This window comes from bacterium, assembly GCA_019637795.1.
Classification (GTDB): Bacteria; Desulfobacterota; Binatia; order HRBIN30; family CADEER01; genus JAHBUY01.
Genome location: JAHBUY010000003.1, coordinates 345,409 through 358,008, shown reverse-complemented (window position 1 = coordinate 358,008; position 12,600 = coordinate 345,409). Strand labels below are relative to the sequence as shown.

Genomic DNA, 12,600 nt, shown 5'->3' with positions numbered 1-12,600 from the left:
TGGGTATCGGCATTCCACTTCAACGAGCGAGGCAGAGCATGAAGGACCAGGTTGCCGTCGTCGGCGTCGGGTGCACCAAGTTCGGGGATCTCTTCGAGCACGGCTACGAGGATCTGATCTGCGAGGCGGCGTTCGAGGCGTATCGCGACGCCGACATCGATCCGGCCGACATCCAGGCGGCGTACCTCGGCACCTACATGCCGGGGGCGGCGGGCGGCAAAGCGGCGGTGTCGCTGGGCGACGCGCTGCGCCTCTACGACCGGCCCATCACCCGGGTCGAGAACTACTGCGCCACCGGCACCGACGCGTTCCGCAATGCCTGCCTGGCGATCGCCTCCGGCACCTACGACGTCGTGCTGGTGCTCGGCGCCGAGAAGCTCAAGGATCGCGGCGGCCGCGGTCTGCCGCGCTTCGGCCATCCCCTGCTCGCCAAGGGCAACTCGGCGCCCGGCCTCTTCGCCCTGGCGGCCAACCGCTACATGCACACCTACGGCGTCGGCCGCGAGACGCTGGCCAAGATCGCGGTGAAGAACCACTACAACGGCGCCCGCAATCCGAAGGCCCACCTGCGCATGGAGGTCACGGAGGAGAAGGTGCTGGCGGCGCCGATGATCTCCTCGCCGTTCGGCCTCTTCGACTGCTGCCCGACCACCGACGGCGGCGCCGCGGCGATTCTCTGCCGCGCCGATCTGGCGCGCCGCTACACCGACCATCCGGTGCTGGTGAAGGGCTTCGGGCTCGCCGTCACCACCGGCCGGCCGTATTTCGATCCGACCTTCGACTATCTCGGCTTCCGCTCGACGCAGCAGGCGGCGCAGCAGGCCTACAGGATGGCCGGCATCGGCGCCGCCGACGTCGACTTCGCCGAGGTCCACGACTGCTTCACCTGGACCGAGCTGTCGAACATCGAGGATCTCGGTTTCTGCGCCAAAGGCGAGGGCAAGGCATTGGTGCACGAGGGGCGGACGGCGCTCAGCGGCGACATCCCGATCAACCCGAGCGGCGGGCTCAAGTCATTCGGCCATCCCATCGGCGCCAGCGGCGTGCGCATGATCTACGAATGCGTCACCCAGCTCCGCGGCCAGGCCGGCGAACGCCAGATTCCCAACCCCGAGATCGGCCTGGCGCACAATGTTGGCGGTCCGGGCGCGGTAGCCTGTGTCATCGTGCTGGGACACTGACTCGCGACGTGCAGTGTCACTATCTCGCCGGATTGGCATCCGCCGCGTGATCCGCGGCTCCTTTTGACGCCGTGCGGCGTGCCGAGGCCATGGCCGGCACGACCGCTCGGAAGCTGGCGCCCGCCTTGCATCGGATCCTGGGCGCAAATGGGGTTCGGGAGTGTCAGCAGCCCAGCGGCCGAGGGGTCGGCGGGCGGGGTCGATCGCAAGCGCGTCGTCGTCCTGCTGCGCTCGGTGGTGATCGCCACGTGCGCCTATCTGGCGCTCGCCGGGCAGGCGCCGCAGGGCGCCGCCATCGTGACCGTCGGCGTCTTCGCCCTGTCCAACGTCGCCCTCGCCCTGGCGCCGCGGCGGTTCTTCCACCTCGCCCACTTCGGCCCCTGCCTCCTGCTCTTCGACACGGCGCTCATCCTGCTCGGCATCAGCTCGAGCCACGGGGTGTCGCAGGATCTGGTCCTCGCCTACTTCTTCACCATCTTCCTCGTCACCATCGGCGAGACCGTCGGCCAGATCGCCATCGGCGGGGCGCTGATCGCCGCCGGCTATGGCTACTGGCTGTGGGTGAGCGGCAACGCGACGCTGACCTCCGAGAACTGGGTACGCCTGCCGTTCTTCTTCCTGGTCGCCGTGTTCTACGCCTCGCTCATCGACCAGTTGAAACGCGAGCAGCGGCGGCGGGCGTCGGCGGAGACCGAGAACCAGCACCTGCGTTTCGTCCTCGATCTGGCGGGGGTCTTCTCCGAGACGCACGCGACGCGCGAGTTCGTCCGCAGCATCGGCCGCTTCGTCGAGAGCACCTGTCCTGGCCTGCGCTGCCACATGGCGCTCGGTGATCCGGAGACGGTGCCGACCCGGCGCGCCGTGAGCTTCCCGCTGCGCGCCCACGGCCAGTCGTACGGCGCCTTGTTGACCGAGAGCGAGGACGGCCGCGCGCTCACGCACCGCGAGCGCTGGCTGTGCCAGATGGTCGCGCATGCCACCGCCGGCGCGCTCTACGCCGCCGAGCAGTCCGACGCGGCGCGGGTGGCGGTCGACGCCAAGGACCAGTTCCTGGCCACCATCTCGCACGAGTTCCGCACCCCGTTGCACGCCATCCTCGGCTATCTCGACGTCGTCGACTCGGCGCTGCCGAAGGACGGCGACCACCTGCTCTACGAGAGCATCGAGCGCATGCGGGTCAACGCCTGCCGCCTCCAGCACCTGCTCGAAGAGCTGCTGAGCTTCGCCGAGATCCGCTCCGGCTCGAGCCGCCGCGCGGTGCGCATCGAGCCGGTGAGCCTGCGGACGACGCTGGAGGAGCTGCTGCCGCTGACCCGCGAGCTCTGCGACGGCAAGCCGGTCACCGTGTCGTGGCAGGTCGACATCGCCGCCGACGCGCTGCGCACCGACGGCCGCAAGCTCAACCGCGCCCTCGCCTGCCTGCTCGGCAACGCCGCCAAGTTCACCGACGCCGGCGAGATCCGCGTCAGCGGCCGCTGCCTCGCCGACGGCATGGTCGAGGTCGCCATCGCCGACACCGGCATCGGCATCTCGCCCAGCGACCTCGGCATCATCTTCGACGACTTCCGCCAGGTCGACGGCTCCTTCACCCGCCGCTTCGGCGGGCTCGGCATCGGCCTGACGCTGGCGCGCGAGCTGATCGGCATGCTCGGCGGCGACCTCGACATCGAGAGCGAGATCGGCGCCGGCACCACCGTGCGCGTGCGCCTGCCGCAGTCGCTCGGGGACCCCGGGGTGGTGACGCTGGTGCCGTCGCGCGGCGCTCGCGAGCCGGCGGCCGCCTCCCCGCCGCTGGCGGAGAGCGCCTGAGCCGGCGGCGGAACCGCTACAGCAGTCCCGCGGCCAACGACGCGAACTTGCCCAGCCAGGGGCCGAGCGAGAAGACGCAGTAGACGGCGGCGAGGCCGCGCAGGACGGTGACGCCGACGCGCTTCGGCGCCTTGCTGTGCAGCAGCACCAGCAGCCCGCACGCCTTGGCCTTGAAGAGCAGCAGCGTCGGGCCGACGCCGAGCAGGCCGAACATGGTCAGCAGGATCGGATTGGCCTCGCGGACGCCGATTCGCAACCCCTGATAGGTGGCGACGCCATCGAAGAGCTGCAGCGCCAGATTGAGCAGTAGCAGGCGATAGAGGTGCAGCTCCACGTCCCGACTCTGCTCCGCGCCAGCCCCTGAGTCCATGGCGCGATTGAACACAGGCGGCGTGCGGAATTCCAGTGCCGTTCGCAGGGCGACTGCACGGGATGGCGCCCGGTCACCTCGCATGGCGGCGGCGCGGAAGGGGCGTCCGCTGCGGAAGGGGCGTCCGCTCAGGTCAGCACGCCCGCGTCGCGCAGCGCGGCGATGCGCGCGTCGTCGTAGCCGAGCACGCGCCGCAGCACGTCGTCGGTGTGTTGGCCCAGGCACGGGGCGGCGCTGCGAACGCTGCACGGCGTGTCGGACATCTGCCACGGGATGCCGAGATGGAGGCGGCTGCCGATTTCCGGATGCTCGCGGAACACGTGGAAGCCGCTGCGCCGCAGGTCCTCGTCCTCGGCGAGATCCCGGTTGGTCATCGCCGCCGCGGCGGGGATGTTCGCCGCCTGCAGGCGGGCGACGACCTCGCCGTCGGGCAGTGGCCGCGTCCAGTCACTCACCACAGCCTCCAGCGCGTCCTCGTTGGCCTTGCGCGCGGCGAGCGTCGCGAAGCGCGGATCCGTGCCCAGCGCCGGCGCGCCGATGCAGGCGGCGAAGCGGATCCATTCTTCGTCGTCGCGCACCGCGATCGCCACCCAGCGCTGCTCGCCGGCGCAGCGGAAGATGCCGTGCGGCGCCATGTGCGGATCGCGGTTGCCGGCGCGCGGCGGCTGCGTCCCGGTGAGGCTCTGCTCGAGCACGCCCTCGCCCAGGGTGGCGATGCTGGTCTCCCACTGCGACAGGTCGATGTACTGGCCCTCGCCGGTCGCTTCGCGGTGCCAGAGCGCGGCGAGCACGGCCACGGCGCCGTGCAGTCCGCCGGTCGGATCGCCGTAGGAGATGCCGACGTGCATCGGCGGCCAGCCGGCATAGCCGGTGAGCGACGACATCCCCGACAGCGGCACCTGCGCCGGGCCGTAGGAGACGAACTCGGCGTCCGGGCCGGTGGCGCCGTAGCCGGAGAGCGCGATCATGATCAGGTCGGGGCGCAGCGCGCGCAGCACCTCGTAGCCGAGCCCCATGCGCTCCATGACGCCGGCGGCGAAGTTCTCGCAGACGATGTCGCACTGCGCCACCAGATCCTTGGCGACGGCGAGCGCCTGCGGCTGCTTGAGATCGAGCGCCAGGCTCAGCTTGCCCTGGTTGTACTGATTGAAATAGCCGCTGCGGTTCGGGCCGGGTTGGCCGTCGGCGAACGGCGGCAGGAGGCGCGTGACGCAGGTGCGGGTGGCGCTCTCGACGCGGATCACCTCGGCGCCGAGATGGGCGAGCTGCAGGGTACAGAACGGTCCCGCCCACACCCAGGTGAAATCGGCGACGCGGATTCCTTCGAGCGGCAGCGACATCTAGGCACCACGGAGGCCGCGGGGACACGCAGAGGACCGCGGTGCCGTCCTGTGGTTTCCGCGGTCCATGTCAGAGCCCGATTTCACGCAGGACCTCTTCGGTGTGCTCGCCCAGTCGCGGCGCGGGGCGGCGGATGGACCAGGGGGTGGCCGAGAGCTTGTAGGGCGCGCCGGGGACGGTGACGCGGGCGCCGGGAACGTCGAGGGTGGCGAAGAAGCCGCGCGCCTGGAGGTGCGGCGAGGCCAGCAGGTCGCCCATCGTCGACACCGGCGCGAAGGGGATCCGCCGCTGCTGCGCGGCGTGGTACACCTCCAGCACCGACTGCTCGCTCGCCCACTCCTGCAGGAAGAGCTTGAGCGCGTCCCAGTTGGCGCCGCGGCTGAGGCGATCCGCGAACAGCTCGATGCCGGCCCACTCGGGCGAGCCGATCATGCGCACGAATTCCCGCCACTGGTGTTCCTCGACGCAGCAGATGAACACCCAGCCGTCGCGGCACTCGAGGAAATCGAGCGGCTGGATCGGCTTGCGCCCGAGGCGCGAGGCGACGAGTCCCTGGTAGGGCCAGTACTCGAACGTCAGCTCGAGGATCGCGGCCAGCGCCTGCTGGATCGACACCACGACGTGCTGGCCGCGGCCGGTGCGCCGGCGCGCCAGCAGCGCGCCGAGCGCGGCGACGGCGGCATTGACGCCGCCCTGGAACTCGGCCTGCAGGCCGTACGGCTTGAGCGGCGGCAGATCGTCGGCCTCGTAGCCGCCGCCGTTCAGGTAGGCGATGCCGCCCGCGCTCCACAGCGTCAGGTCCGTGGCGTGCCAGTCGCGCCGCACGCCTTCGAGGCCATACGGGGTGATCGAGGTCATCACCAGGCGCGGGTTGGCCGCGGTCAGCGCCGCATAGTCCAGGCCCTGCGCCGCCATCTCCGGCGGCGGCACGTTGTGCACCACCAGGTCGGCGCCGCCGACCAGGGCAGCGAAGGCAGCGCGCTCGTCCGGTCGGCGCGGATCGAGGGCGACGCCGCGCTTGTTGGTGTTGAGATAGAGGAAGAGACCGCTGCGCTCGGGGTCCGCGGCGCCGCCGACGAACGGCCCGCGCCGGCGCGCGAGGTCGCCGCCAGGCGTCTCGACCTTGATGACGTCGGCGCCGAGATCCGCGAACAGCTTGCCGGCATACGCGGCGGCGACGAGCTGCCCGCACTCGATGACGCGCAATCCCGCGAGCGCCGTCCGCGACATGGCGTGGCCGTCTAGCGCAGCCCCGCGCGCTCGGCAATCCGCGCTGGCATGCGGCGTCGCTCACGAGGTGCCATGTGACGCAGGGGCGCGCGAGCGCGCGCATCTGCTGCGCCTTGTGCGCCTTGACAATAATCTGGGGGGCCGGCAATGCTCGCTGCAGACTTTGCTGAAGCCGGAGACACGTCGCGACGGCCGCTGACGGGAGCCAGGCGCTCCGACCTCCCGGTCCCGCGTAATTCCGAACAGCATCAACATGACGTCGAGGAGTCAGGGGTGAGTCGCAAGCATTGGGTGTGGGGGGCTGCGTCGTTGGCGATGATCGCGGTCGCCGCGGGAGCAGGGATCGTTCCGTTGTCGTTCGCGCCGGCCGTCGACGTGCCGCTCGGGCCGAGCGGGTGCACCGCCGGCGTCGACTGTTCCGAGGGCGCCGTCGCGGTCGCCGCCGGCGACTTCAACGGCGATGGCAAGCTCGACATCGCCACGGCCAACAACGGCTCGGACAATGCCACCATCCTGCTCGGCGACGGCGCGGGCGGCCTGACGGTGCACGCGACGTTGCTCGCCGGCGTGGCGCCGAGCGCCATCGCCGCCGGCAACCTCAACGGCGATACGATGTTGGACCTGGTGATCGCCAACGAGACCGACAGCACCATTGCTGTCTATCTCGGTCACGGCGACGGAACCTTCGGGATCCCGGCCGTGTACGTCACCGGCCAGGCGCCGGAGAGCGTCGTGCTGGCGGACTTCAACGGCGACGGCATCCTCGATGTCGCCACCGCCGACCTGTTCGGTGATTCGGTGTCGGTGCGCCTCGGCGACGGTGGCGGGACCTTCGGGGATCTGATCACCACGTCGGTCGGCGGCGGGCCGATCGGCATGGCGAGCGGTCGCCTGAACGGCGACGCCAACGAGGATCTGGTGGTGAGCCAGAACGACGACGCCACCGTGGTGGTGCTGCTCAGCAACGGCGACGGCACCTTCACCGTCGGCGAGCCGATGGCGGTCGAGGAATCGCCGCAGGGCGTCGCGATCGCGCTGCTCAACGACGACGCGATCCCCGACATCGCCGTCGCCACCGAGTACTTCGACACCGTGTCGGTGCTGCTGGGCAACGGCGACGGGACCTTCCAGGACGCCGTCGGCTACGGCGTCGGCGGCTTCCCCGAGAACGTGGTCGCCGGCGACTTCAACGGCGACGGGATCGCCGACCTCGCCACCGCCGACAGCTTCGGCACGCTCGACCTCGAGGGCAGCGTCTCGGTGCTGCTCGGCAACGGAGACGGGACCTTCCAGGATGCCCAGTCCTTCGGCACCGACGTCGGGCCGTGGGGCCTGGTTGCCGCCGACCTCAACAACGATCGGCTGCCCGACATCGTCACCGCCAACCTCGACAGCGCCGACGTCTCGGTGCTGGTGAACACCGGCACCCCGCCGACCCCGTCCTGCGTCGGCGATTGCAACAACGACGGCCAGGTGACCATCAATGAGTTGATCACCGGCGTGAACATCGCGCTCGGCAGCGCGCCGGTGAGCAGTTGTCCGGCGATGGATGCCAACGGCAACGGCGAGGTGGCCATCAACGAGCTGATCGCGGCGGTCAATAACGCGCTCGGAGGCTGTCCTGCAGCATAACGGCGGGCTGCGGCGCCTTTGACAACATCACGCCTAGTGAGGTAGCAGTGGGAAACTTTTTGAAAGCCCAAAAGGCTTTGTGCCACGACACCGACATGCGGGAACCGGCGCCGCGCGGAGGGTGCCGGGGGCGACGAGGAGAGAGCGGGATCATGGTGCGAGGGTTCGCGGTGGGAGCGATGATCGGCGCCTGCGCCTGGGTCGCGACCGCGGCGAACGCCCAATGCCCCACCCCGGCCACCGTCGCGTCGGCCTGTACGGCGGAGGCGAGCTGTGCCCGTCTCACCGTCGGCAACGCCAACGGGAGCACGACGCAGGCGGGCGCCGTGTCGATCACCTTCGCGCCGGGCGCGCCCGACGGGCAGGATCAGCGCGGGCCGGATGACGTCGCCGCGATCGCCTTCACGGTCGGCATCCCCGGCAGTGGCGCGGGCGCGCCGCTGGTCTTCGACTGCGCCAATGGCAACCTCGCCGAGGGCGCCGTGACGCCGGGTGCCGGCATCGCCGACACCTTCTCGGTGGTGATCGAGAATGCCCAGTGCACGGGGCGCAACCGCTGCCTCTGCCCGGACGCCGGGGCGGGTCAGGAGCGGGACAACTTCGTCAACATCGCGGTCTACGGACCGAAGACGCTTCCAGAGCAGGGACCGGTGTCGATTCCCAAGCTGCCGAGTGGCGAGTTGGTGACGCTCAATCTCAAGGCGGCACAGGACGCCAGAGGGACGGTCCCCCTGCACGTCTTCTCGGCGCTCGACGGCAGCAGACCCCAGTTCACGGCCAATGCCTCGATCGGCGACCAGTCGGCGTGCGACGTCAGCGCCACCAGCGACGGCAAGAGCACGATCCTGTTCACTCCTGGCACGTTCACCATCGGCCAGGGTGGCATGCCCTGTCCCGGCGACTGCAACGGCGACAAGCAGGTGGCGATCAACGAGCTGATCATCGGCGTCAACATCGCGCTCGGCGCGCAGCCGGTGTCGGCCTGCCCGTCTTTCGATACCAACGGCGACGGCAGCGTGGCGATCAACGAGCTGATCGGCGCCGTCAATGCCGCGCTCAGTGGCTGCCCGTCCTAGTGCCGATCGTTTGCATCGCTGAAGCAGAAGGTAGAGTCTTCCCTGCGGCAGTTGCTTGGGCACTGGTCGCGGGGTAAGGGAACGCAACCGAGCTCCGAAACCGAACTTCCAGGGGAGGAAAGAGATGAGCAAGAGCACTTTCAGGATCGCCGCGATCGCGGCGGGCGCGTCGCTGGCGTTGGCCGCGGCGGCGCAGGCCGTCGAGATCTCGGTCGGCGAAGCGACCGGCAACCCGGGTGATACCGTGACCGTCGGCGTCTCGCTCGACTCGCAGGGATCACAGGTCGCGGGCACCCAGAACGACATCACCTTCGGCAGCGGCACCGGCATCGCCATCGTCGCCAAGTCGAACGGCAAGCCGGACTGCACGGTGAACCCGGACATCGACAAGGGCGGCACCTCGTTCGCGTTCCAGCCGGCGGGCTGCACCGCCGGGACGAACTGCACCGGCATCCGCGCCCTCGTGCTCGCCCTCGACAACGTGGATCCGATCCCCAGCGGTTCGGAGCTCTACACCTGCAAGGTGGCGATCGCCTCCGACGCCTCGGGCGGCGCCAAGACCCTGTCGAACACCAATACCGGCGCCAGCGATCCGGACGGCAATGCGCTGGACACCACGGGCACTGACGGCCGCGTCATCGTCGGCGGCAGCTCGGCGGACGTGACGATCATCGTCGGCGATGCCAGCGGCTCGGCCGGCGATACGGTCGCCGTCGAGGTATCGCTCGAGACCGGTGTCGATGTCGCCGGGACGCAGAACGACACCGCCTTCGCGGCTCCGATCGCCATCAAGGCGCGCAGCAACGGCAAGCCCGATTGCGCCGTCAACGACGCCATCGACAAGGGCGGCACGTCGTTCGCCTTCCAGCCGGCCGGCTGCACCGCCGGGACGAACTGCACGGGCATCCGCGCCCTGGTACTGGCGCTCGACAACGTCGACCCGATCCCGACCGGCTCGGTGCTCTACACCTGCCAGGTGGCGATCGCGAGCGACGCCTCGGCGGGCACCTACCCGCTGACCTGCTCCAACCCGGGCGCCAGCGATCCGAACGGCGGCGCGCTCGATACCGTCTGCCAGAATGGTTCGGTCGAGGTTGGTGGTCCGGTCGTCGACACGCCGACGGTCACGCCGACCAACACCGAGTCGCCGATCCTGACGCCGACCAACACGCCGGTGCCGACCAACACCAACACCCGCGTGCCGACGCCGACCAACACCCGTGGCGGTGGCGGCGGTGGTAACGACGACGATGGCTGCGCGGTCGTGGCTCCGGTCGAGGGCAGCGCCGCCTGGATGCTGCTGCTGCCGGCCGCCGCGCTGCTGTGGCTGCGCCGCCGCTCGCGCTAGTCGCAGCACGTAGTTGACGCACCAAGAGGGGGCTGAGCAATCAGCCCCCTCTTTCTTTTTCTGGATGGCCACGCGGTCACACGGCCGCGTTGGAGGGCCGCGCTCCTGCGCGGCCGAGAGGACAGGGGCTGCCCGGCGGCGCCCCTCCGGGTGAGGACATGCGCGTCGCGGTCTTCGGAGTCGCCAACGATCACAGCATCGCCTGGGCAATCGCCAGGCGATTCCGCGCCGAGGGCGCCGAGCTGGCGCTGACCTATCCCAACGAGGCGATCGAGAAGCGGGTGCGGCCGCTGGCCGAGTCGATCGGCGTCGACTGCGTGCTGCCCTGCGACGTCACCAGCGACGCCGAGATCGAGGCGGCCTTCGCGGCGCTGCGCGAGCGCTGGGGCACGCTCGACGCGGTCATCCATTCGCTGGCCTTCGCCGGTCGCGACGAGCTCAAGGGGCGCTACGTCGACACCAGCCGCGAGGGCTTCCGCCTCGCCCTCGACATCAGCGCCTATTCCCTGGTCGCCATGGCGCGCTGCGCCGAGCCGCTGCTGGCGCCGAGCCACGGCGCGATCGTCACCATGTCGTACCTCGGCGCCGAGCGCGTGATCCCGCACTACAACGTCATGGGCATCGCCAAGGCCGCCCTCGAAGCGAGCGTGCGCTACCTGGCGTGGGACCTCGGCGAAAGCGGCATCCGCGTCAACGCCATCTCCGCCGGCCCCATCCGCACCCTGTCGTCGGCCGGCATCGCCGGCTTCAAGACCATGCTGCACCACCACGAGGAGCACGCGCCGACGCGGCGGAACACGACGCCGGACGAGGTGGCCGCGGCCGCCGTTTTCCTCTGCAGCCCGGCCGCCAGCGGGATCAGCGGCGAGGTCGTGCACGTGGACGGCGGATACAACGTCATGGGCATGTGATGGCATCGCCGCGCCGACGGGCTCGAGGCGAAGCGCTTCACCACGGCGACACCGAGGCATGGAGACAGCGCAGTTGTCTCGGCGTCTCGGTGTCGCCGTGGTGAGCGCTGGGCATCGTCGACCCTGCCGCGCGGGCCGCGCTCGGAATCGATGTACCCCGTCCTCTTCCACGTCTTCGGCATTCCGGTCGAAGCCTTCTGGGCGACGGTGTTCCTCGGTTTCGCCGCCGCGCTGCTGGTGGTGCGCGCCGAGCTGGTCCGCCTCGGTCACGAGGCGGCGGCGGCCTATGATCTCATTCTCTGGGCGTACATCGGCGGGTTCGTCGGCGCGCGCCTGCTGCTGATCGTCACCGCCTGGGACGACTTCCAGCGCGATCCGTTCGAGCACCTGTTCTCCGGCAGCGGCTGGGTGTGGCAGGGCGGGGTGATCGGCGGCGCCATCGCCGTCGTCCTGAAGGCGCGGCAGTTGCGCCTGCCGCTCGGCGACGTCGCCGACTTCTCCGGGCTCGCCCTCGCCATCGGGCAGGCGATCGGCCGGCTCGGCTGCCAGCTCTCCGGCGATGGCGACTACGGCGTCCCGACCGATCTGCCGTGGGCCATGAGCTACCCGAACGGCGTCGTGCCGACCACCGATCGCGTGCATCCGACGCCGATCTACGAGATGGTCGGCTGTCTGCTGATCTTCGCCTGGCTGTGGCGCCGGCGCGTCCGGCCGCACGCTCCCGGAGCGCGCTTCGGCGAATACCTCATCGCCAGTGGCGGGCTGCGCTTCGCGGTCGAATTCGTGCGCCGCAACCCCGCGGTCGCCCTCGGCCTCACCATCGCGCAGTGGGGGGGCCTGGTCTCGATCGCGATTGGCATCGCGTTGGTCCGGCGACCTGGACCGACGCGGGCGGCGAGGGAGACCTGATGCGGCCGATCCTGTTCCACATCGGCGAGATCGCCGTGCCCAGCTTCTGGGCCATGGCGTTCCTCGCCTTTCTCGTGGCGCTGCTGGTGATCCGCCGCGACATGCGCGAGCGCGGCATGCCGGATCGCCACGCCTACGACATGGTCCTGTGGGCGTACGTCGGCGGCTGGGTGGGCGCCCGCCTGTTCGTGATTCCCACCGGCTGGCAGTACTTCGTCGAGGCGCCGGTCGCCTTTCTGCTCTCGGGCAGCGGCTGGGTCTGGTACGGCGGGCTGATCGGCGGCGCCGTCGCGGTGGTGCTGTGGGCGCGCCACGTCGGCATTCCCCTCCTGACGATCGCCGACATCGCCGCTCCGGGGCTGGCGATCGGTCTGGCGATCGGCCGCATCGGCTGCCAGCTCGCGGGCGACGGCGATTACGGCGTGGCCACCGATCTGCCGTGGGGCATGTCCTACCCGGAGGGCGTCGTGCCGACGACCGCCCGCGTGCATCCGACGCCGCTCTACGAGCTGGTCTGCTACCTGGCGATCTTCGTCGTCCTGTGGCGGCAGCGCCACCGTCTGCCGCCCGGCCACCTGATCGGCCAGTACCTGATCTACTCCGCCGTGGCGCGCTTCCTGGTGGAGTTCCTGCGCCGCAATCCGGACTGGCTGCTCGGGCTGACGACCGCGCAGTGGTTCTCTCTCGCCAGCATCGGCATCGGCATCTGGATCCTGAGGGTCGTCAGGAAGCCCATCGACCAGACTGCACACGGAGCAGCGGAGGAGCGGAGACCTGGCCGCTCGCACTGACG

11 protein-coding genes are annotated in these 12,600 nt (G+C 70.2%); 8 read left to right on the top strand and 3 right to left on the bottom strand.

What is annotated here, in order from left to right; translation table 11 throughout:
- Positions 1-38: 38 nt before the first annotated feature.
- Both KF840_11620 and KF840_11615 read left to right on the top strand, forming a co-directional pair.
- Positions 39-1,181, top strand: a complete 1,143-nt coding sequence (locus tag KF840_11620; protein ID MBX3025543.1) for an acetyl-CoA acetyltransferase — start codon at positions 39-41, stop codon at positions 1,179-1,181.
- Positions 1,182-1,328: 147 nt separating this feature from the next.
- Positions 1,329-2,990 carry a HAMP domain-containing histidine kinase gene (locus KF840_11615; GenBank protein MBX3025542.1) on the top strand — a complete coding sequence of 554 codons (1,662 nt, stop codon included), beginning with the start codon at positions 1,329-1,331 and terminating at the stop codon, positions 2,988-2,990.
- A gap of 16 nt (positions 2,991-3,006) precedes the next feature.
- On the opposite strand, the gene KF840_11610 is transcribed toward KF840_11615, so the two are convergent.
- The 3 genes from KF840_11610 to KF840_11600 form a co-directional block, all read right to left on the bottom strand.
- A complete protein-coding gene (locus KF840_11610) occupies positions 3,007-3,324 on the bottom strand; it encodes a hypothetical protein (protein ID MBX3025541.1) in 318 nt (105 codons plus the stop codon).
- A 164-nt stretch (positions 3,325-3,488) separates the two neighbouring features.
- Positions 3,489-4,700, bottom strand: a complete 1,212-nt coding sequence (locus KF840_11605) for a CoA transferase (GenBank protein ID MBX3025540.1) — start codon at positions 4,698-4,700, stop codon at positions 3,489-3,491.
- A 70-nt stretch (positions 4,701-4,770) separates the two neighbouring features.
- Positions 4,771-5,931, bottom strand: coding sequence for a CoA transferase (locus tag KF840_11600; GenBank protein MBX3025539.1), 1,161 nt, complete (start codon positions 5,929-5,931; stop codon positions 4,771-4,773).
- Between the two features lie 273 nt (positions 5,932-6,204).
- On the opposite strand from KF840_11600, the gene KF840_11595 reads away from it, so the two are divergent.
- From KF840_11595 to KF840_11570, 6 genes are all read left to right on the top strand, one after another.
- Positions 6,205-7,563, top strand: coding sequence for a VCBS repeat-containing protein (locus KF840_11595; protein ID MBX3025538.1), 1,359 nt, complete (start codon positions 6,205-6,207; stop codon positions 7,561-7,563).
- Positions 7,564-7,715: 152 nt separating this feature from the next.
- Entirely contained in the window at positions 7,716-8,639 is a 924-nt protein-coding gene (locus tag KF840_11590) for a hypothetical protein (GenBank protein ID MBX3025537.1), read from the top strand.
- Between the two features lie 124 nt (positions 8,640-8,763).
- Complete coding sequence (locus KF840_11585) at positions 8,764-9,987, top strand: hypothetical protein (protein ID MBX3025536.1); 1,224 nt, start codon at positions 8,764-8,766, stop codon at positions 9,985-9,987.
- 158 nt (positions 9,988-10,145) lie between these two features.
- Positions 10,146-10,898, top strand: coding sequence for an enoyl-ACP reductase (locus KF840_11580; protein MBX3025535.1), 753 nt, complete (start codon positions 10,146-10,148; stop codon positions 10,896-10,898).
- 150 nt (positions 10,899-11,048) lie between these two features.
- Positions 11,049-11,807, top strand: coding sequence for a prolipoprotein diacylglyceryl transferase (locus KF840_11575; GenBank protein MBX3025534.1), 759 nt, complete (start codon positions 11,049-11,051; stop codon positions 11,805-11,807).
- Positions 11,807-12,598 carry a prolipoprotein diacylglyceryl transferase gene (locus KF840_11570; GenBank protein MBX3025533.1) on the top strand — a complete coding sequence of 264 codons (792 nt, stop codon included), beginning with the start codon at positions 11,807-11,809 and terminating at the stop codon, positions 12,596-12,598. The genes KF840_11575 and KF840_11570 overlap by 1 nt, the downstream gene beginning before the upstream one ends.
- Positions 12,599-12,600 lie beyond the last annotated feature (2 nt).

Excerpts from the sequence above, each read along its gene's own strand:
- KF840_11620 (MBX3025543.1), top strand. The coding sequence starts at position 39 with ATGAAGGACCAGGTTGCCGTCGTCGGCGTCGGGTGCACCAAGTTCGGG.
- KF840_11590 (MBX3025537.1), top strand. The coding sequence starts at position 7,716 with ATGGTGCGAGGGTTCGCGGTGGGAGCGATGATCGGCGCCTGCGCCTGG.
- KF840_11615 (MBX3025542.1), top strand. The coding sequence starts at position 1,329 with ATGGGGTTCGGGAGTGTCAGCAGCCCAGCGGCCGAGGGGTCGGCGGGC.
- KF840_11605 (MBX3025540.1), bottom strand. The coding sequence starts at position 4,700 with ATGTCGCTGCCGCTCGAAGGAATCCGCGTCGCCGATTTCACCTGGGTG.
- KF840_11580 (MBX3025535.1), top strand. The coding sequence starts at position 10,146 with ATGCGCGTCGCGGTCTTCGGAGTCGCCAACGATCACAGCATCGCCTGG.
- KF840_11570 (MBX3025533.1), top strand. The coding sequence starts at position 11,807 with ATGCGGCCGATCCTGTTCCACATCGGCGAGATCGCCGTGCCCAGCTTC.
- KF840_11600 (MBX3025539.1), bottom strand. The coding sequence starts at position 5,931 with ATGTCGCGGACGGCGCTCGCGGGATTGCGCGTCATCGAGTGCGGGCAG.
- KF840_11575 (MBX3025534.1), top strand. The coding sequence starts at position 11,049 with ATGTACCCCGTCCTCTTCCACGTCTTCGGCATTCCGGTCGAAGCCTTC.
- KF840_11585 (MBX3025536.1), top strand. The coding sequence starts at position 8,764 with ATGAGCAAGAGCACTTTCAGGATCGCCGCGATCGCGGCGGGCGCGTCG.